Origin of the sequence: Citrobacter sp. Cs237, from assembly GCF_030332325.1 — a bacterium.
In the GTDB taxonomy this organism is placed as follows: Bacteria; Pseudomonadota; Gammaproteobacteria; order Enterobacterales; family Enterobacteriaceae; genus Citrobacter_A; species Citrobacter_A sedlakii.
This window is the reverse complement of sequence record NZ_JAOWIB010000094.1, coordinates 200,448-219,792: the sequence shown is the minus strand read 5'-3', so window position 1 is coordinate 219,792 and position 19,345 is coordinate 200,448. Positions and strand designations below refer to the sequence as shown.

The 19,345-nt window shown below is 51.9% G+C and carries 17 protein-coding genes; 1 reads left to right on the top strand and 16 read right to left on the bottom strand.

Going from position 1 to position 19,345, the window contains the following annotated elements; genetic code table 11:
* Nucleotides 1–258: a YjhX family toxin gene (locus OGY07_RS07915; protein WP_042292105.1), complete on the bottom strand. Its 258-nt coding sequence runs from the start codon at nucleotides 256–258 to the stop codon at nucleotides 1–3.
* A 497-nt stretch (nucleotides 259–755) separates the two neighbouring features.
* Here OGY07_RS07915 and OGY07_RS07910 point away from each other — a divergent pair, with 497 nt between their 5' ends.
* Entirely contained in the window at nucleotides 756–1,364 is a 609-nt protein-coding gene (locus OGY07_RS07910; RefSeq protein WP_286599794.1) for a DUF1062 domain-containing protein, read from the top strand.
* Nucleotides 1,365–1,486: 122 nt separating this feature from the next.
* On the opposite strand, the gene OGY07_RS07905 is transcribed toward OGY07_RS07910, so the two are convergent.
* The 15 genes from OGY07_RS07905 to fimA form a co-directional block, all read right to left on the bottom strand.
* Nucleotides 1,487–2,917: an EAL domain-containing protein gene (locus OGY07_RS07905; protein ID WP_286599792.1), complete on the bottom strand. Its 1,431-nt coding sequence runs from the start codon at nucleotides 2,915–2,917 to the stop codon at nucleotides 1,487–1,489.
* A 424-nt stretch (nucleotides 2,918–3,341) separates the two neighbouring features.
* Nucleotides 3,342–3,986 carry a fimbrial biogenesis chaperone gene (locus OGY07_RS07900; RefSeq protein ID WP_229264103.1) on the bottom strand — a complete coding sequence of 215 codons (645 nt, stop codon included), beginning with the start codon at nucleotides 3,984–3,986 and terminating at the stop codon, nucleotides 3,342–3,344.
* 41 nt (nucleotides 3,987–4,027) lie between these two features.
* A complete protein-coding gene (locus OGY07_RS07895) occupies nucleotides 4,028–5,635 on the bottom strand; it encodes a fimbrial adhesin EcpD family protein (protein ID WP_205612318.1) in 1,608 nt (535 codons plus the stop codon).
* A gap of 10 nt (nucleotides 5,636–5,645) precedes the next feature.
* Nucleotides 5,646–8,138, bottom strand: coding sequence for a TcfC E-set like domain-containing protein (locus tag OGY07_RS07890; RefSeq protein WP_286599789.1), 2,493 nt, complete (start codon nucleotides 8,136–8,138; stop codon nucleotides 5,646–5,648).
* Between the two features lie 57 nt (nucleotides 8,139–8,195).
* Nucleotides 8,196–8,873, bottom strand: a complete 678-nt coding sequence (locus OGY07_RS07885; protein WP_181822573.1) for an EcpB family pilus assembly chaperone — start codon at nucleotides 8,871–8,873, stop codon at nucleotides 8,196–8,198.
* Between the two features lie 57 nt (nucleotides 8,874–8,930).
* Nucleotides 8,931–9,524, bottom strand: a complete 594-nt coding sequence (gene ecpA, locus OGY07_RS07880; RefSeq protein WP_042292089.1) for a common pilus major fimbrillin subunit EcpA — start codon at nucleotides 9,522–9,524, stop codon at nucleotides 8,931–8,933.
* Between the two features lie 578 nt (nucleotides 9,525–10,102).
* Nucleotides 10,103–10,822 (bottom strand): Crp/Fnr family transcriptional regulator, encoded by a 720-nt coding sequence (locus tag OGY07_RS07875; RefSeq protein ID WP_042292087.1) that lies wholly within the window; start codon nucleotides 10,820–10,822, stop codon nucleotides 10,103–10,105.
* Nucleotides 10,823–10,970: 148 nt separating this feature from the next.
* Nucleotides 10,971–12,371 (bottom strand): EAL domain-containing protein, encoded by a 1,401-nt coding sequence (locus OGY07_RS07870; RefSeq protein ID WP_286599783.1) that lies wholly within the window; start codon nucleotides 12,369–12,371, stop codon nucleotides 10,971–10,973.
* Nucleotides 12,372–12,438: 67 nt separating this feature from the next.
* Nucleotides 12,439–13,344: a fimbrial protein gene (locus tag OGY07_RS07865; protein ID WP_042292364.1), complete on the bottom strand. Its 906-nt coding sequence runs from the start codon at nucleotides 13,342–13,344 to the stop codon at nucleotides 12,439–12,441.
* Nucleotides 13,345–13,360: 16 nt separating this feature from the next.
* Nucleotides 13,361–13,861 carry a type 1 fimbrial minor subunit FimG gene (gene fimG, locus OGY07_RS07860; protein ID WP_042292085.1) on the bottom strand — a complete coding sequence of 167 codons (501 nt, stop codon included), beginning with the start codon at nucleotides 13,859–13,861 and terminating at the stop codon, nucleotides 13,361–13,363.
* 12 nt (nucleotides 13,862–13,873) lie between these two features.
* Nucleotides 13,874–14,401, bottom strand: coding sequence for a type 1 fimbrial adaptor subunit FimF (fimF, locus tag OGY07_RS07855; protein ID WP_060569460.1), 528 nt, complete (start codon nucleotides 14,399–14,401; stop codon nucleotides 13,874–13,876).
* A 10-nt stretch (nucleotides 14,402–14,411) separates the two neighbouring features.
* Complete coding sequence (locus OGY07_RS07850) at nucleotides 14,412–17,048, bottom strand: fimbrial biogenesis usher protein (protein ID WP_286599778.1); 2,637 nt, start codon at nucleotides 17,046–17,048, stop codon at nucleotides 14,412–14,414.
* A 74-nt stretch (nucleotides 17,049–17,122) separates the two neighbouring features.
* Entirely contained in the window at nucleotides 17,123–17,827 is a 705-nt protein-coding gene (locus OGY07_RS07845; protein ID WP_407208655.1) for a fimbria/pilus periplasmic chaperone, read from the bottom strand.
* 56 nt (nucleotides 17,828–17,883) lie between these two features.
* A complete protein-coding gene (gene fimI, locus OGY07_RS07840) occupies nucleotides 17,884–18,423 on the bottom strand; it encodes a type 1 fimbrial minor subunit FimI (RefSeq protein WP_042292076.1) in 540 nt (179 codons plus the stop codon).
* 68 nt (nucleotides 18,424–18,491) lie between these two features.
* Nucleotides 18,492–19,040, bottom strand: a complete 549-nt coding sequence (fimA, locus tag OGY07_RS07835; RefSeq protein ID WP_042292073.1) for a type 1 fimbrial major subunit FimA — start codon at nucleotides 19,038–19,040, stop codon at nucleotides 18,492–18,494.
* Nucleotides 19,041–19,345 lie beyond the last annotated feature (305 nt).

Below are 19,345 nucleotides of genomic sequence, written 5' to 3'. Positions count from 1 at the left end.
TTAGCGATTATCAGGCTGGGCGCGAACGTGGTTCAGCCCGGTGGTGTTGATGCGGTAAGGCTGACCGTTGACGGACTTGATCAGCTTTTTGGTTTTGAGTTTTTTGAAGACGGCGAGAGTACAGTCGGCGAGCAACAACCCTTCGCGGCTGTAGCATTCAACAGAGGTAACGCGGCCAGAAGTATCGCGGACGTGCGTAATACGTCCACCTTTAGCGAGAACGTGTAGGGTACGTTGTTCCTGACGGGATAAATTCATACTGGAAAACCTGTTTAATCATCATGTGCAAAACGTGCAAACACACAGCGGTGTCCGCATTCGATTTCGGCGCATTGATAATCAGTCCGGCCTGAAAGGTCGGGGAGCTGATTATCAGATGATTACATTCTCCAGCATCAAAGCCTCGGGTGACGTTGAAAGGTATTTACGGAGTGAATGGTAACACAGGTTTTTTGTGCGGCTATAGCGAATCCTTTAAAGTGTGATCTCAGCGCGAAACCGCTCAGGCGTTAGCCTGTGCAAACATGTCATTCGCTCCAGGATCCCATGCGGTACCATCATGAATATTGATTGAACGCATATACCCGATGATGACCGCTTTGCTAGTCTCGGCGTATCGCTTTGCCAAAGACAGGGAGTGGCATTGGACATCTTTTTTTAACCCGCTGAAAAATATCAAATAAATATTTTTCGTACACAAAGACATGGTTCGTTCAATACGGATCCGAATTTGTACGGGTTAAAAAAGGTACATTATGAAAGTCACATGGACTGTCACTCCTGTTGGGCACCAGCGCATTGCAAAACGCTGCCCGTCATGCAACATCAAACGAGAGTTTACGCCCGCCGGGGCATTCAGAATCAATTCGCAAAAAAAGAGACTGGACGTCTGGAGTATTTATAAATGTACGCATTGCGAATGTACGTGGAATATCGCTCTGTTTTCGCGGCTCAATGTCAACAAATTAGATCCTGAGCTTTATCGCCGTTTCCTGCTCAATGATGCGGATACGGTTGAAAACTTTGCGCATAACAAAGCGATTCTTAAGCGGAACAATGCGAGGCCGTCGGGCAAACCTGATTTTCATATACAGGAGCAGTGGCCGGTCAGTATTTTCCCTCGACAATGGGTCAGCGTTTGTATCCGGATCCCCCGTGCTTTTCAGGTTAACTTGCTGGCCATCCTGAAAAAGCAGCTCATGCTGAGTTCAGCAGAAATTTATAAGCGAGTCGATTCAGGAGAGATAAATGGGGTGACGAAGAAGATGCTTAAATCAAGGAAGGGGGCATTGGCGGTTTATCACATACACATGCCTCTGGAAACGGTGTATACCCGCCGCAGAATCGATTTGACGCGTCGTTAACAGACAGAAGCTCACCTTATGACAATCGTCGCCAGGATGACCCGCGCAGCGGATAGGCTGAAAAAGAGGTGGGCTTCATTAATATCATCATGAAAAGGCGGCTATCTCCTTTCGGAGATAGCTCAGCATCCATACTGATTTACGTTGTATTGCCATGAGCTTTCCTCACGCCGTTGATAGCGAAGAAAATCGGCAAAAGGCACTGGCGGCAGGAAGTAATAGCCTTGCAGAAAATGAATGTGATTGTTGACCAGCCAGCGGTGTTGGTACTCATGCTCAACCCCTTCAGCGACCGTGCGTAAACCCAGAATGTTGGCAAGGTGAATAATTGACTCCAGCATCGGAACCCGCTGTTCGCCATCCTTAATATTATTGATAAATGTTTTATCAATTTTGATAATGTCCAGCTCCAGCTCGTTCAGATAGTAAAGATTCGCATAACCGGTGCCGAAGTCGTCGAGGGCGAACAGTACGCCGCGGTTTCGCAGAGAGCGGATGAGTTCTTTAATGGCCGGGGTAATATTCAACGCCTGGTCTTCAGTGATCTCAATCATCAGCTTTATGGGTAAATGTTGGGTTTGCTCCAGAAAATTGAGGCATTCCCAGTAGAAAACAGGGTTGCTTAAGCCGGAAGGACCAATATTAAAAGCGATAAGCAGCTCATTTTTGATGATTCTCTTTGCGGAGATCAGATTGCGGGCGACGGTCGCCATCAGATAGCTGGTCAATTCGAAGATCAGACCGCTGTTGATCGCTAAAGGAATAAACTCTTTTTGCGAAATAGCGTAGTGGTGCCCCTGTGGCCAGCGAGCCAGGATTTCCACACCGCACATATCGCCATTCTGATTAACGATCGGCTGGTAGTAGGGGATGATCTCTTCCTCCACAATAGCCATGCTCAGCCTGCTGGCGTTCAGTTCGTCATAATCAAGACATTGCGCGTTGCCCGGCGAGTCTGTGAAGCCGTTCAATAAGCCGTTTCGGGATAAAAAGATAACTGACTCATTGAAACAACGAAAACCCAGTCGGGCGTTAATTTTATCCCGATACCGGTACAGCGCTTTCGGACTCACAGCATTCGCGACGCAAAAATTATTCAATTCCCCTCGGCTAAAAGAGGCATTGAGCATTTCTTTTTCAAAATGCGTTAAGCGGAAATGGGCAACCGATAGATTTTCGAGACTAAAGGTGGATTCATGGCTCGCTAATGCCTTCTTATGTAATGCATTTATCACGCTATTCACACCCAGTTTCGCATCTATAGTGTCGACATTTTCATAACCGCGATGAAAGCAGTCATGCTTACTCATCTTTAGGACAATACTGTGTATGTGGTTAAATAAGCTGCTGTTTTGTTGGATCCACTTGTTGACGAAAAATAAAGGCAGTCTGTTGTCGATGATCAACAAACAGGACTGATATTGCGGTAAGTGTTGCTGTCTTTCATTGGTTACTGACTGAACATCAACCAGTACTAAATTAGGTAACCAGGACTTAATTCCAGAAAAAAGACAGATGTCATAACTTAACAGGAAAAATTTTTTAGTATTCATAGCTATTACCAGCGTGAATTTATTGTATAGCGTCTACCTCGTCTTCCGGGAGAAAGTGATAAAACGCGAATTTTCTCTTTTTAATAAATACAAAGCAGCGATAGAGTCTGACTCTTATCAACAAAATCAGGGCGTTACGAAAATTACAGGCACAAATGAGATATACAACTCAAAACATAAATTTTTCTTGAGTATAAAAAATATAACCCCTGTGTTTTAGTGTGTTTTAAAAGTTTTACCAAAAGTGCAGTTGACCATACAATTGACTTAAAAATACTCAAGGAGCTTCAGAAAAATCTATAAATTTTTTTTGTTAAAGGGAATGAAAATCATTGTTTAAAATTAACTATTCCGTTATAGACCTTACACACTCAGGTTAATTGCCATGAGATTTTTCATACTGATGCCGCGTAATAAGGGGTTATTACGGCGTCCTCTGGCAAGCCTTACCCACAGGATGATACCTGTTTAATGCGACGATAAATTTTCTGTTATTTGCTCTCAGCTGAGCGCTGTTGAATGTTTCTCCTGGCAGGAGATAGCGCATTTCAGCCTCATCATCCGTCGAGTGGCAACCCTGATGAAGAATGATTTTAAAAAACGTGTTACCGGTATTTCTCAGTATTCCTCTCTGTTCATCAAGGTGATACTGGAAGTTAATTTTTCGTGGCCGAACGACAAGGATCGTATCAATTGCGACCGCAGGTATCGCTTCGCTCTTCTTGCCATGTTCGCGATCGGTTAACAGGGTAACAGGGAGTTCGCGAAACAGTATGCGGTAATAGCGCTCCGTTTCATCCGCAGGCCCACGATAAAAGATCTTGAAGAACTCACCAGACTCGGGCGCCAGTGAGAAATTTAACGGCGTAAAAAGCAGTTCGCCATCGGCAATTGGGCTTCGCTTTTCGCCCCCTGGACCCGGCTTGTCGATTTTCACCGCGCTAATGCTGTAAACGTTTTGTTTATCACTATCGTTGTAGATCCGCTTGCTGATAAAGGACTTATCGGCAGGCATTTCATAAATAGTCGACTCAAGATAAACAGCATGGACCGGAAAGACCATCAGCATGATTGCCAGCCACAGACCTCGTTTCCCTGTTTGAGCGCGTTTCATGGCGTTACGCCCAGCCAGTTTGCCGTGACTTTAATTTCACCGGTTGCGCTGACCACTCCTTCCCAGTCCGCCCCGGCAACGGTAAGCATTGAACGTGAATCATTCATGGGAAATAACAGTGTCAGACCGGTGGTAAAAAAACTGCCGTCATCAGTATTATTCACATCCCATGGTGTTTGTTGCCACTGTGCGTCGGCCATCGAAATCGGCGCTTCGTTACAGCTGTTACGCTTTTGTATTACCCCGCCCGACTCACTGTTGTATTGCAGGTAGGCGGGAACAGGGACAGAAAGCCCGTCCTGCGCCGACTGAAACAGGCAATACGGCACGCCATTGACCGTGGTGCTGTCGCCGATAACCTGCGCGGTAATGGTATCGGCCTGCCGCGGCCCGGAAACGGTAACGGTGTAATTCATTTCTATAGGATCTGCATCTCCAATCGTGCCGCTGCCCTGTGCCGATGTCGTGTTATCAGTGGAGGTAATGCTGATGCCATATTCTTTCGGTACGATATTGAGCTGTAACGAAGGCGTAAACTGGTAATAGCCAGACTCCGGCGTTAAGCTATTATAAAAGCCAAACGTGAAGGGTTGACTATTGGTTATGCTTAACCCTGAGTCGACAAGGCCTTTCAAAAACGTTTTCGACAGAAAAATATAGATATAGTCTCCGGAGGTCGTCAGCACATTGTAATAGGCGGTGGTTGCACTGTAGTTATACCAGTTTGAACCGTTACCTGAATACTTGACCGCTGATGCCGCAGGGGTAAAGCCCAGCATCGCCGAGTCGATATAGGCTCTGAACGTCAGCGACGCTGTGAGGTTCGATGTTTGCTGGAGATCATAGCTCACCATCTTACAAATTACGCCATCGACACTGCTCACCACACCCAGTTCACAATAGCCGGAGTCCTTCGTAATACTCGGCGTACCATCACTGGCAATCCACAATTCCTGAAACGCGTTTGTCGACTCGAGCGATAAATGACCTATTTTATTAATGGTATAAGGCCGGATATACCAGTTACCGCTGGTTTGGTCTTTACAACGCGCACCGGCGGCATAGTCATAATCCACCGTGGTGCGACAAAAATTCAGTTTCAGCGTTTCCGACGCGCCGACAGTCATTGAGCGAAAATAGTCAAATGCCGAGTCAGTAAATGAAGCAAAACCATAGTATCCGCCAGCGATGCCCGCCCCGGTCGCTTTCGTATGGTAAAAGCCATATTGATCCGTTAAATCAGCCGCAATATAACCAGAAGAAGGGCAATTCGCGCCCGTTGTGCAGCGAATGCCGTTAAAGGGTTCACTCACCGGCGAATCGTCAATCCACATATCCCGGTAATAGCTGGTACTGCTGACCCAACCCACGATCCCCATATAGCCAAGACTGACCTGGTTGTTACCGTATTTCACCCAGGTGTTTGAACCACTTATGCGCGGATCCAGCGAAGATGGCGTTATAAAATATTCGTTATCAATATTGTTTTCGATAAATAAAATATTGCTGCTCACCGCAGCCTGCGTTGATGCTGTTAATGCCCAGAGAGAAGGGGATACTGACGCCAGTGCGCAGCCAAGAATAAGGTGGAGTGTTTTGTTCATCAATTTAGCCTCACCGTTGTGCCATTGAGGTTTGCGCCGTACATTTCACGTCGCCTACCCATGCCGCGCCGCGCGCTTTGTCCAGATCGAGATCGGCTTCACACAGGCTGCCATTCGCCGAAACAAGAGTGATTACTGGATATTTTTTATCAATATCAATGGCGAATTCACCTTTTGCGTCGGTGCGCGTTTTGCCGATATGGTTATGAATATCGGTATTCGTCGCCAGTTGGCCGTCCGGGTAGCGGATGCGGCCAAATACTGTAACCATGCTTTTTATTTCCGGATTGATCACGCCGACGTTGCCCGGATAAAGCGTCAATTCCTGGGTACGCCCGGAAACAATATCGAAGCTGTCTTCTGAATTTCTGTCATTGAGTATTTCCATTCTGTACTGCGCATAGGGCGGCAGGGCGATGAAGTTTGACTTACCGCTCAGGAGATAATGACGATTGTTAATTTTGGCCGCCAGTTGCCCTTCGCCAGCCAAATCGGTGTTGACGATGATCCCTGCGCGCTGGCGTTCCTGGCTCAGCGCCACGTTTTTCCCGCTCCATGCCACCGACCCCTGTGACGAAAAGTTCATATTCGTCGAATTATCCGCCGCGCGCGTAACGGACAGCATTCCGGAATTGTATTTCGTGGCGTAACTCATATTACCGTTAAGCGAATAATTATTATCGTAATGTTGTTCGCCGCTCAGGCGCGTCGAAGCAGACAGCCCAACTGACCGGATGGCGCCTTCAGTAAACTGTTTGCGCGCGCTGAGGTTCCCCTGGGTGCTGCCGTAGCGGTCCCGCGAAACGCCGATACTTAACCAGGAAGCCAGAGGTAATGAAAAATCCAGGCTGACGTAGCGTTCCTGCCGACCATCATCATTTCTATTGTTGTAGTAATAACGCTGGATCCCGGCGCGGAGCCCTACCGTGGCGTATCGGCCAGAATACAGGGTGGTGCTGTAATCCAGGTTCCGGTACTTGTTGCCAGAATAGCGATTTTCCGTCTGGCTTAGCGTTAACGAACCGCCGTGGGGAATAAATTTTCCGAGATTAAGCGTCCCGCCGACAGAATAGTTATCGCGCTCCTGGACCGGTAGCTGGTCGCCAATTTTACTGTCCTCGCGTGACGCCCACAGCGACCCGTAGCCACCGGGGATCGTCACATTGATATTACTGACGTTTCGCCAGGAAGAATCGTTAGCGACAAGCGTCTGATTGCCGAGGCTAACGTACTCATTCACATTGAGCGTCACATCGGTTTCGTTGACCGCGTTGTTGCCAAAACCGTAAACGGTCGTTTTCAGATTTAAGCCAGACAAAATGGCCAGCGTCATTGATGCGGCGCCGCCTGCGATCCAGGTTTGCTCACTCCCTTCATCCCGGTAGTGATTGCGTTTATAACTCACGCGATCGTAATCCAGCGAGCCGCCGAAGAGTTTCCAGTTCAACCCCTGTATTCCGGCGGTTTGCTGTCGGGCGAAGATTTTATTCACCCGGCTGACGCGGCTGTTTACCGTTCGGCCATTCACCACCACCTCGACCGTGACGTCATATACGCCGTAAGGAAAACGGCTGGTGTCGATTTCATAGCTGCCCATATTAAAGTTCTGTACGCTCAGCAGTCGCCCTTCTCTTAATACGTGGACTTCACCTGCCGCGGGCAAAAATACGGTAATTGGGGTTAAGGAGAGGGAATTTTTCTCAATAACCGTACTCCCTTTATTGCCGTAGCTAACGCCGTAAATTTTACCGCCATTTAACGCGTTCAGGCTGGCTACAGACTGCACGTTCCATGTATCAAGCATACCCAATGCCAGCCGATAGCCCTGGTAGTCGCGTTCGTACATCGCACGGTACAGTTTGCTGGTGTTATTGCTGTCGCCAATCCCATAGAACGAGCCATTAATATTTAAATGGTGCTCACGTAATGAGGCCGTATTATCAATAGTAAGATAGCTTCGCGAGCTGTTGCCGGTTCGATAATCGTTGTAATACGTCCCGACGTTGTAGTTCAGCACGTTGGAAAGCGTCTCGACGCTGGAGGGGCCAAGCAGACTGCTTCGGGCAACGATGGCCTCCGTCAGCGCATCCTTACTGACAATCATTTCGAGATGAAAGGAGGCGATATTCAGCTTCAGGCGTGCATCAGCCGACAGATCGATAACGGTGTTATCGCGAAATTTCACATCGCGAAGGCCTTCCACCATGATGCGGGTTTTTCTTGATAACACGGCGTTGTCGGGTAATTCCGCAATGGCAATTGATTTCACGGTAATGCTGCCATCCGTGAGCGAGATGATCGCATCGGCAATTTTCTGCTGACTTTTTTCGTCAGTCTCATTGTAACGAATATAAACCGGAACGGTCATTCCCTGTTCCAGAGAACGCGAGAAAGCGCCTGGGATAATATACTTACCCACTTTCGTCGGCGCTGAATAAACGATAATCGGTGTCAGCACTATTAAAAGGGTAACGCTTCCCCTGACAAAATATTTCATTGTCATTCGCTTCCTTACATTCCGGTGTAGAGTCTTTATCCGTATTAATCCGATTACGGTGTATTATTTGACCGTTATAAATCGCTTACCGTGCCAGATCCCAATATGTGAACGTGAATGGTTTACGTCGGTATATTGCAGTTTTATTTTTGTTCCCGGCATGACGTAATAACGCTCGCGGCAACCTTTGCCATTCTCGCGTGCCTTGTCTTTACAGGCGCCATACGCGATGACCCGAAAGGAGACATTGCCGGTATTGCTAATAACGTCACCGCTGCGGCTGTAATTAAAATTTTCTTTACGCGGCGCGACGACCAGAATGGTGCCAATCTGCGCGGAAGCGGTAGCTACCGCCATTTTATTGGCTTTGGTTTCAGCATTTTCACTGACCGGCTCGTCAACCCACTGCAGACGATAATAGCGTTCGGTGTCGTCCTCCGGACCTTTATAGAAAAAACGGAACACATCCGTCGCCTGTCCAGGGAGGATAAGATTCGCGGGTGTGGACAGCAGTTCGCCGTTATTCGCTGGTTTAATCTCGACGCCATCCGCAAGGGGCGATGACAATTGTTTTACCGAGACGCTAACAAAGCGGGCGGAATCCGTCGTATTGGTGATCTCTTTCGATAATGAACTCTCCGTGGACGTCATTATCGACGTGATATCACCGACGTTAATTGCCCAACCTGAAAAGGGTGCTAAAACACCTGTGAAAATAGCGGCGGTAAAATATTTCTTCATGATAATTGTCCCTGAAAAATTCGGGAGAGTACTCTCCCGAATTCGTTATCATCACGATTAAGGCGTCGTGGTCGGCGTCGTCCAGGTTGCGTTGAACTGAACTTTCACATCACCGCTCCAGTAGCCGTCCGGCAGAGTGGAATAGTCGGTTACCGGGGTGGTGCCGTCGACCGTTGCGGAAGCAATGGTAAATTTGAAATTAGACTGGTCGCTGACGCGCTCAGTGCCATTGTATGCGCCTTCCGCCAGCAGGTTTTCCAGGCCAGAGGTTTTAGATTTATTGACCAGAACGGTTTCGCTGGCGCTGGAAAGCGCGGTGCCATTCCACGCAACGCCTACGTCAAGCGTTGACGCATCGCCGCTGGCGTTGGTCAGCGTATTGCTAATAACCTGAGCAGTCAGTTCAAAGTCAGTCGCGGTGTCCTGACCCTGAATGGTAATATCAAACGCGCCGTCCTGGGAATTAAACGCATTTAACCCTTCGGCGTACTGAAAGGTCAGGGAATTAAGCGGGGTAACGACCAGCATACTTTTGGTATCTTTCGTTGCCGTAGCATCCCATGAGGCGGTCGCAGAGGCCGTTACATCAGCCGTCGCATTTGCTGCCGCAAAAACAGAAGCCAGAGAGGCAACCAGTAATATTTTTTTCATTTTTGTCTTCTCCTAAGAACTTATTCTCTGCGGGCGTCTGTTTATAAAATGGAAGCCAGCAGATCCTTTATTTGCGAACAACAATTGCCGCGATAAAAATTATCTTTTGAAATATATGTGTACTCAACAGTCGATAAATTTTATGAATAATAAAAAAGCCAGGAATTTTCCATTCAATAACGGCGATAAAGGGTTTTGTGTAGTATCTTTGTTTGGCAGAGAAGTTTGTATTAGGTTTTTTCTCTAAAAATAACACTGAAATAGATTTTTGGCCTGTTTTGACTTTTTGATTAAAATCAAAAAGTCAGTGAGCGCAACGACCAGGAAATTTCTTATAAAACATAATGATACAGATTTATAACGCAAACGTTTTTAAATGCTTATTTTTTGTTAAAAATATGATAAATTTTATTTAAGATCGGAAAATTCTTATGTTTTTCGGGAGATCTGGAGAATATTCCGATATTTGCGCGTGTTTTTATGTCGCAGGCTGTTACTGATCAAGAGATTTATAAACGTCAGAAACAGTTTGAGGTGGGCAGAAAATGACACTCCGTGTCGTGACGGACGGGAATCCTTTAAAGCAGACTCTTTAACCCCAGATAACTATGTAGCGTGACCGTTCGGACGCGATGCAGACTAATGAGTCCAAGGTGTTCAAGCGCTTTTAATGACCGACTCACTGTTTCTATTTTAAGTTCCAGATAACTGGCGATATCTTCCCGGGAATAAGGCAGACGCAGCGTCGTTTCCGGACGGCCAATTCGCAAATGCATTTCATAGAATTCCACCAGAAAGGCGGCAAGTTTCGCGTCGGCATGTTTATTGGCGTAGCGCTGAAGCTTTTCCACCATAAAGCCGCTGTCATGGCTGAGAAATTTAATCACCGACGCCGCAACCGTAGGGTCGTTAGCGGCGGTTTCAAGTAAGCGGGAAAGATTGATATGACATATCTCGGCAGCTGTGGCGGCTTTAAGTGTCGAAAGATAGCGTCCATCGTTTATCGCATCGAGCGCCATGATGTCGCCTGGCAGAAAGAAACGACTGACCACCGCCTTGTTATTCATTTCTACCTGAGCGGTGCAGTACCCCTCATGAATAACAAACAGCGACGCTGCCGGTTTTCCCTGTGAGGCGATGATATCGCCTGGCGCAAATCGTCTTCTTTTGTCGATCAACCCTCGTTCATTGTTACGGTCAATCGCGGTGCCTTTAGGACAGAGGGAACAGTGACGGGGAGGGAAAGGATTGCCGAGCGGCATGATGGAAATTCTACGTTCTCGCTTTTCCGGTTTCACGCAACAACTCCTGAGGCAAAGAGGGGGATTTTATCGCATCACCGCGCCGGGACAAGGGAATCGGCATCACTCCAGGAATTTTCATTGCGGGTCGTGATTATCTCACACGCAAGGTTCGCCACGGATGAGGCCGCAATGGGCCGACGCCTTATGCGTCGGCTTTATCTTCACACACGTCCCGTTCCTCGCGCTTTCGCAGCATCAACGCCTCCAGTTCCATTCCGTTCACCGGCGGGGAAATAAGGTAGCCCTGAAAACGATCGATACCCAGCGCCTTCAGCATCCTGAACTTTTCGTCGCTGTCCACGCCTTCGGCAACGCAGCGGCTGCCGGTCAGCTTGCAGTAATAATGCAGACTTTTGATCAGCGCCAGCGCGTGGGGATCGTGCTGCATCTCGTTAACAATGCTCATATCCAGCTTGTATTCGTTAAAGCGGATCTGTCTGACCGGAAAAAACACGCTACCCTGCGAATAACAGTCGTCCAGCGCAATACGAAAACCGAGCCGCTGTAATTCTGCAATGTTGGCGGCGGCGTGAGCCTGTAACCGGAAATCAATGGTTTCAGCAAATTCCAGTACCAGCCTGTCGACATGTCGGGGCTGGCGCAACTGTTGACGTGCGGTTTCCAGCATGCGGGGAAGATGGATGTGACCGGCAATCGCTCGCGGTATGTTAATGGAGAAATAAAACGAGCCTGGATAGCGATTGATCTTCTGCACGGCCTCCTGCAGAACAAAGGCGGTGAGCACCAGCCAGGCATAGTCGGCCTGTATCTCTGGCAAAAACGCGCCGGGCTGGAGAATCGTCCCGTCGCGCCGCCAGCGCGAGAGGATCTCCATACCCTGTAGCCGCTGTTCGTCATCCACGATGGGCTGGAAAACCGGAAAAAGATCCCGGCAGTGGATTGCATGCACAAACTCACGCTCAAAAGCAGAGAGATCTTCGCCGTCTATTTTATTCTGCGCGGTCACCGGGTGACCGGGAAAATTCGCCGCCAGCTGCGGGTGATGTTCCGCCATCTTTTTCAGTCCTGAAGTTCTCTGGTTATAAAGGGTTTTTTGGCTCACGCCACGGTGCAGCGCCCGTTCCGCAATGTTGGCGCCATGCAGTAAATCAAGAATGGTGATCAGTTCCGGTTTGCTGAGGCCGGCGGCGGGTCTATGGCGAATCAACGCCTCCTTTTCGGCCAGCGTCGGCAGGGGCGGATACGCCTGTAAAGCGTGACCGCGAAGCAGCGCCGCAATACAGCGGGCGGGCAGGTCGGACGAGGCGGCGCGCACTTCGGACAGCAACGCGCGGTCGGCGACAAGATGAAGAAGCGTGTGCCACAGCCAACCATTCGGACAGCGGCTGAGGATCAGCATCGGCAACGGCGTGGCGGCCTGATCCAGCACAAGGGCCGCCTGTTGCAGCGTTGTGAGCAGCCAGAGAGGATCCTCCGGTAAAAACACCACTATCCGGCGTGCCGACGCCAGCGCCGGCAGCGGCGTCATCACCAGCGTTTGCGGATGCAGACGCGTCAGATGCCCGCGCTCTGGCGTCATCATTCTCGCCACTCCCTCGGCAGCGAACGCGCAGGGCGACAGAACATAATCCTGTCGTAACCCGCCTGCGTTACTGATAAACAAACGTCACCCCAATGATTGACTGTACGTTGCCTGCCGTGACCTGTCCGCTGGTGCGTGCGTAGTTGGCGGTGAGACCGAGACTGACGGCGGAGGTGCTTACCGTACCCAAAGAGACCGTACTGTTGGCGGGCACGATGCTGCCGTTGCGGGTAAGCTGAACGCCCACTCCTTTCGCCGGCGTGGCCGAGGCGGTATTGGTGAAGATCGAGTTTGCGGCATCCGCGGTGGCGCCGGAAAGGTAATACGCCAGATTCTGGCTTTGCGCGCAGTAGACCGTTAGCGGGATTGCTACAGAGCCGGGGTAGTCGGGTAGCGTCACCGTCACGTTGCGGGCCGAAACGTCGCAGCCGCCGGTGGGCACCACCACGTTATTGTTGGCGTAGATGTTCCAGACAAACTGAAAGTCGTCGCTGTTTTTGTCGTTTCGCTGGCGAAGGATCAGCTTTGCGATAAGCGTACCCGCGCTGATCGCCACCCCGCCAGCGGAACTGATGGGCGTCAGGTAGAGAATGGTCGGCCACGGCTGATCGGTTTTCGAATTGTAGATGATCCGCGCGGTTTCGCTGGTGGTCGGGAACGGATAGCTGGTGCCATTATATTTGACGGTACCGGAAAAGCTCGACAAAACGCCGCCGTAGGCGGAACCCTGCTGAAGGGTCACATAGTCGGTCATGCTTTCCGGGTAGTCGTTATGACAAAAAATCTGCGTTGAAAGATCCACCACCAGGTTTTGCCCGACGTTGACGGCAGGCGCGAGATTGACATAGACATTAGCACTGCCGCCGCCAATGGGGATGGTCGTTCCGTTAGCGGTTTTACAGGCGAAGGACCAGGCGTTGAGCGACCAGCCCAACAGTAGCAGGGTGGTAAGTAGGGCGAACACTTTTTTCATCAACTTTTTCTCCTGCTCAGGCATAGGTATAAGTCACGTTAATCACCGCCTGAATCGTCCCCTGGGTCGCGCCGCCGTTCACCGAGAGCGCTCTAACCTGCAGGGGAAAACGGGCGGACTGCGAGGCGTCATCCACCTGTACTGATTTTGTTGCGCCGGTGTTCAGGGTATTGCCGCTGTCGTCCTGTAATTCGAGCTGGATATTGCTGGCGGTGCCCTGGTTTTTGTAATAGCCGGTGCTGTCAGCCGTACCGCTGAAGCTGGCGACCACGCGCGAGGTGCCAACCGGACAGTTGCTGAGATCGAGCGCCACGCTGTGCCATGCTGAAGACGATCCGGCAGACACCAGGCTGAAGGTGTAAAGATCGCCAAGATCGACGGTGGCATTGACGGTAGAGACCGTGCAGGGCTTCGCCACCACCTTGCCGTTGACCGTGATGGTCACGTCGGCGGCGTGCGGCGTTGGGGAGACCGCCAGCAGTACCGTTAACAGCCAGCCGGATTGAAACCATTTCATCAGAGCCTCCGCTTACTGAAATTCGAGAGTAAATGTTGCTGTCGCGTTAACGTGTCCCGGCGTTACCGGCACCTGTGTCGCCATCAGACGGGCGTAAAAATTCAGCGTGTTAGGCTGTCCGGGCGTCAATGTGGTCCACGGAATAGCGGAGGAAGCGGCGTTGAGCGGCAGCGACGTCTGCTGGCCATTGAGGATCTGCACGCCCATTCCCGCCGCCGCTGACGCGCCGCTATCAAGCTTTAACAGGCTGGTGTTGTCGTTATCGGCGACGCCGACAAAGCCCACCTTCACCGCGGTTACTGAACTGCCGCAGGGGGACAGCACAATCCGAAACGGCACCAGCGGCGTCGTCGCGCCGACGCTGCTGAACTGCTTCGCGGCGTTATCCAGCAGGTCGACGGTGAAATCTTTTGATTCCCCCGCCACGGCGCAGGCGTTGTCTCTGACGTAGCCGCTGATGGTGATCGTGCTGTCAGCGGCCCGGGTGTTCGCGGCGACCAGCGAAAGCACCGCGACCAGCAGGTAAAAGCGTTTTTTCATCTTCATGTCCTTAACGGCATACCGCCGTGAGCTGGCTGAGCAACTGTTGCTGGCTTTCGGCAGGGAGACGGTAGTCCGCCACACAACTGGCGTTCGCGCCGTCGCCCCATTTCACCCGCACGCGCCCCGCAAGCGGCATTCCGCTCAGATAAACCTGGCCGTTATCGGCAACGATGCTGCCGCTCTGGTTGCTTTCCGATGTCACCATTGCGCCAAAGGGAACCGGTTTGCCGTTGTGGATCAACGTCATCAGTAGCTTCATCCCGACATGGGCTTTAAATTCCGCACGGACAATCGCACCGTGTGTCGGCACGACGCTGACCACCGCGTCGTCAAGATCGACATTGTCCGCAAGGGTGTTGGTGTCCAGCGCGACGCGGTTTTCCCGGTATTCCGTGGCGTACGGCAGAACGGCATAACCGCGCCAGTCGGTGCGGACACCCGTCTGGTTTTCCACTTTCGCGCCTTCCGCGCCCGGCGCTTTCACCAGCACCACCGTGTCATTTAGCGGCTGGCTGAACGTCACGCCGTTGGCATGCGCCAGCACGCCGCCGCTCATGCCGTAGTAGAGCTGTTTAATGCCGTCGCTACGGCTATAGCCGACGTTGGCGTTGCCGTAGCCGCCGCGATAGCTCAACGCGGCATAGCCGCTGCCGCCGCTGTTGCCCTCGCCGCCGCCCGCGTAGCCGGTCTGCACGCTGTAGCTCAGGTTATTGTCTTCCAGTAGCGTGCCGTACAGCCCTGCGAGGTTGGTCATCCGACCGTTAAGATCGTCGGACATGCTGTAGCTGGCGCTGGCGTGGCGCCAGACGGATTTGCTGTCGGATCGCAGCCAGTGACTGAACGGGATGTTGACGTTGATGGCCAGCATCTGATCGCGTCCGTCCTGCCAGGCGTTTTTGGTCAGGCTGTAGCTCAGTGTCCAGTTGATGTCGCTAATGGCGGCGTTCAGTCCGGCCTGAAACTGTTCGTCGGCGCTGTCGTTGCCCCAGTAAGTCTGATGGCTGCCGCTCAGATAGAGCGTGGCGGTGCGGCCTAACTGTTGAGTGATACTGACCTGCACCTTGCCGCGCTTGTTATAGGCAAGGTTGTAGTAATCGGTGAACGTGGGCTTCACCTGAATCACGCCATCCTGGGTCTGCACGTCATAGCCGCTCATCCGCTTGTAGGTGGTGTCGGCAAAGCTGTAATACCCCTGCGTGGAATAGCGATAGCCCACCAACTGAATGTTGGTGCCGACATCGGTGAGCGACTTGTTATAGAGAAAACGGACCGACTGACCCTGATGTTTACTGTCATCGGGCAGGGTGGAATTGGCTTGTGTCACGTCAACCGACAGCGCGCCCAACTCTCCCATGTTTTTACCGACCCCGAGGTTGAAGGCGCGATAGCGATCCGCCAGTTGGGTGCCGCCATACAGCGTCCAGCCAGCCGGAAGCCCGTGCAGCAGGGTGCTCTGAAAGAATTTAGGTTCTTCCTGCTGATCGTTACCGCTACGGTATTCCCCGGCGGTCAGGGCAAAACGGGTATGGCCTTCACGTTGCAGCACCGGAACCGACGAATAGGGCACGGTGAAATTCTGGCTGCTGCCATCGGCTTCTTTGATCGTGACCTGCAGATCGCCGCCGTTGCCAGCCGCGTAGAGATCGTTAATGGTGAACGGTCCCGGCGGCACCGTGCTGTGGTAGATCTCATAACCGTTTTGTTTGACGGATACCTGCGCCGTCCCGCGGGCAATACCGTGGATCACCGGGGCAAACCCTTTTTGGCTGTCCGGTAGCATGTTGTCGTCAGAGGCCAGTTGCGCGCCACGGAAGTTAATCCCGTCGAAAATATCGCCGTTGGTGTAGCTGTCGCCAAGCGTCAGTCGTGAACGTAAAGGCGTGATATCCCGCTCCAGCCAGGTGTTGACGTGCTGCCACCTGTTTTCATTACTGGATGCACTTCCGCCGCTGCTGTAGCTCCAGGTGGTGTTATCACGCAAACGCCATGCACCAAGATTCAACCCGCTCTGCAAGTTCAGATACGCGTAATGACTGCTGCCGCCGACATCGTTTTCGACATTATTACCCGTAAAGTTGTAGTTCAGCAGCCCGGCGGTGATGCCGTTATCCCACATTTCCGGCGGGATATAACCGCGCGCCTGGCTTCCCATAAAGGCCTGAGGGATGGTCAGGTACAGCCGCTGTTGCCCCACGTCTAAACGGGCAGTGGCGTCTTTAATCATCCCGGTTAACGGCACGCAGGCGTCAGCCGCCAGCGTGTTGATGTCACTGACGGCTGCGGCGTTCAACCCCATACTGACAAGCTGGCCGCGCGTCAGGCATGGCGCTAACCCATGGCCATTTTCGCTGGCATTGAAGGTGACATCGCGGGTGGTCATATACCCGTTGTTAAGGTAAATATCCACGCGATACGTGCCCGGCGGCAGTTCCTGCCCCTTTTCGAAGCCGGAAAGATCCGCCACGGCCGCAGGGTCGTCCGCCAGAAAACGCGGGTTAAAATAAAGCTCCGCTTGCGCGGAAAATGAGTGCGAGGCAAGCAAAAGGGCAAAGGGGAGCAGCGCCTGTGCGCCAGCCAAACGCGTGGCGTCATACCGCCTACGCCGGGACCCCAAACGTTCGAGTCCAAATTTCAGATATGACATAGTCCCTCCGGTCCGAAATCGCCCGGCTGTCAGTTCTTTTTTTGTTCAGGGGATCTCGCTGGTTTCCCCGTTCGTTATTGCATTGCGCCTGTCATACGCGGCGTCAGCGCGCCATAATCATTTATGGTCTTGTAAGTAATCTCGCGACCTGCATCGGCCGGTAACTTCACCTGGGCTTCGCCCATCGGCGGGACCAGCGCGTTTTCCAGCACCCTGGTGCCGGCATTGAGTTCGGTGACCGTCAGGTAATAAGGCGTCGGGTTAATCAGCATCAGCGTGCCCGGCGCGCGGCGAAATCGCAGCTTTGCTGGCGCCTCATCCGGCGACATCGCCAGTTTGGCTGGACGGTAATAGAGCTTGATGCGGCTAATGATCGCCAGTTGCAGGGTATTCTCGCTGAGCTTCGACTTGTCCATCGACGGAATCGCTTTTACGTTCATCCAGAACAGGCTTTCCCGGTCTTGCGGCAACTGATTATTGGTCGCGTCAAGAATGCGTAAGGTGTTCTCTTTTTTTCCCTGCATGGCAAACAGCGGCGGCGTGACCACAAAGCGTCCGTCCTTCGCGCCGTCGGCGTTTTCCACCCACGACTGGATCAGATACGTGCTGCTGTCGTCATTGTTGGTGACGGCGAGCTGAACCTGTTTCTGGCCCGCCGGATAAATCACCCGGGTCGCGCCCAGCGCCACGCCTGCGTCAGCCTGAGAAGACACGCCCAGGGTGGCGACCAGCAGTAACCCGGCCAGCAGGCCGCGCGTCATAGCCCATGTTTTGTTCATGTTTACCCTTGTTATACTCACCGTCGTTTCCTGTATTCCGTTTCTCTGCGGGTTAATTACTGGTAGGTCAAAGAGAACCAGGCCTGGGCATTCGCGGCCCCCCCGGTTACCTGGCGTCCGGTTGAACGATACTTCGCGATGAAATGCAGCGTTGTTGGCCCGGAATAAAGTCGTGTCCAGCTCAGCGGCGGACTGTTAAGCGGCACCAGACTGCCGTCTTTATCGAATAACGCGATGCCGATCCCGGTCGCGATCCCGGGGCCTTCACCCACGGAGAGCACGTCGGGATTTTTACCATCGGCTACGCCATGAAACGCCACGCCGACACGTTGGCTTACCGAAGTGCTGCAATCCTGAAGATGAATATCAAAAGGCACCGGGTCCGTATCTTCACCTGGCGCATGAAACCGATTACTGCTGATTTGTCCCATCTGTACCGTCATCTGCCTGTCGCCTGCCTCGACGCGGCAGGATTCGGCGATAATGACCCCCTGAAAACGTAAGTTCCCGCCGGGTAACGTCACATTCCATTTGTTCCCGGCCAGCGCGCAAACGGGAAACAGAAGGATCAGCAGACCTGATTTCATCCATTGCATCGTTATCACCTCAGTCCTGTTGCGGATAACGGGCCGTCCTGGCCCTGAATGCGTCCCTGTCAGAGGGATTATTCGTACTGAACTTTGAAGGTTGCGTCGGCGTTTGCGATACCGGCAGTCGCAGCGCCTGTCGCGTAGTAACGCGCCTGGAACGGGATGTTGGTCGGGCCGTCATTCAGGGCTGTCGCCGCGCTAAAGGTTGCGCCGTCCAGCGCCAGCGGGGTGCCCTGGCTGTCGAGGATCTGCACGCCTACGTTGGTTGCGCTACCAGCGGCGGAGTTTTGCAGCGCCAGTACGGTGGTGTTGGTGGCGTCAACCGCTGCGCCAGAGAACGCAACAGACGCTTTGGTGGCGACGCTGGTATCACAATCAACCAACTGAATGTTGAAGCCCACTGCGGAACTGGTGCTCCCCGCCGTCGCCAGTTTTGCTGAACGCACCTGGCCCAGACGAACGGTTTGATCGACAGATCCGGCATCAACGGCGCAGGCTGCGTTAACGACTTCCCCTTTAAAATGTACTGTACCGCCGTTCACCGTGGTGGTATCGGCCAGAGCCGCCGCGGAGGTCAGGGACAGTGCTGACATAGCAACGATTGCCAGTGTTTTAATTTTCATGTTGTTTTCCTTTAAACAAAATCGATGTAACGAACCGAAATGGGCAGTCGTTGTGCCTTCCAGGCATTCCCTATTTCAGCCGAATGGTGCGACTGCCGGTTCTGCACAGTTTTTGCCCAATTTATGAGACAATTGGGGCCATTTTGACTCATCGGGATAAATGGCTTTTGGATGGTTTTTTTGTGGTGTTTTTTAATTTTTTGTATTGGTGTTTGATGTATTTGAAGTGTAAAAAACTGATATTTTAATTTGTTCAGCAAGCGAGATCTGAAAAGACGTGAGAAGACAAATCGGTGAGAAGCCAT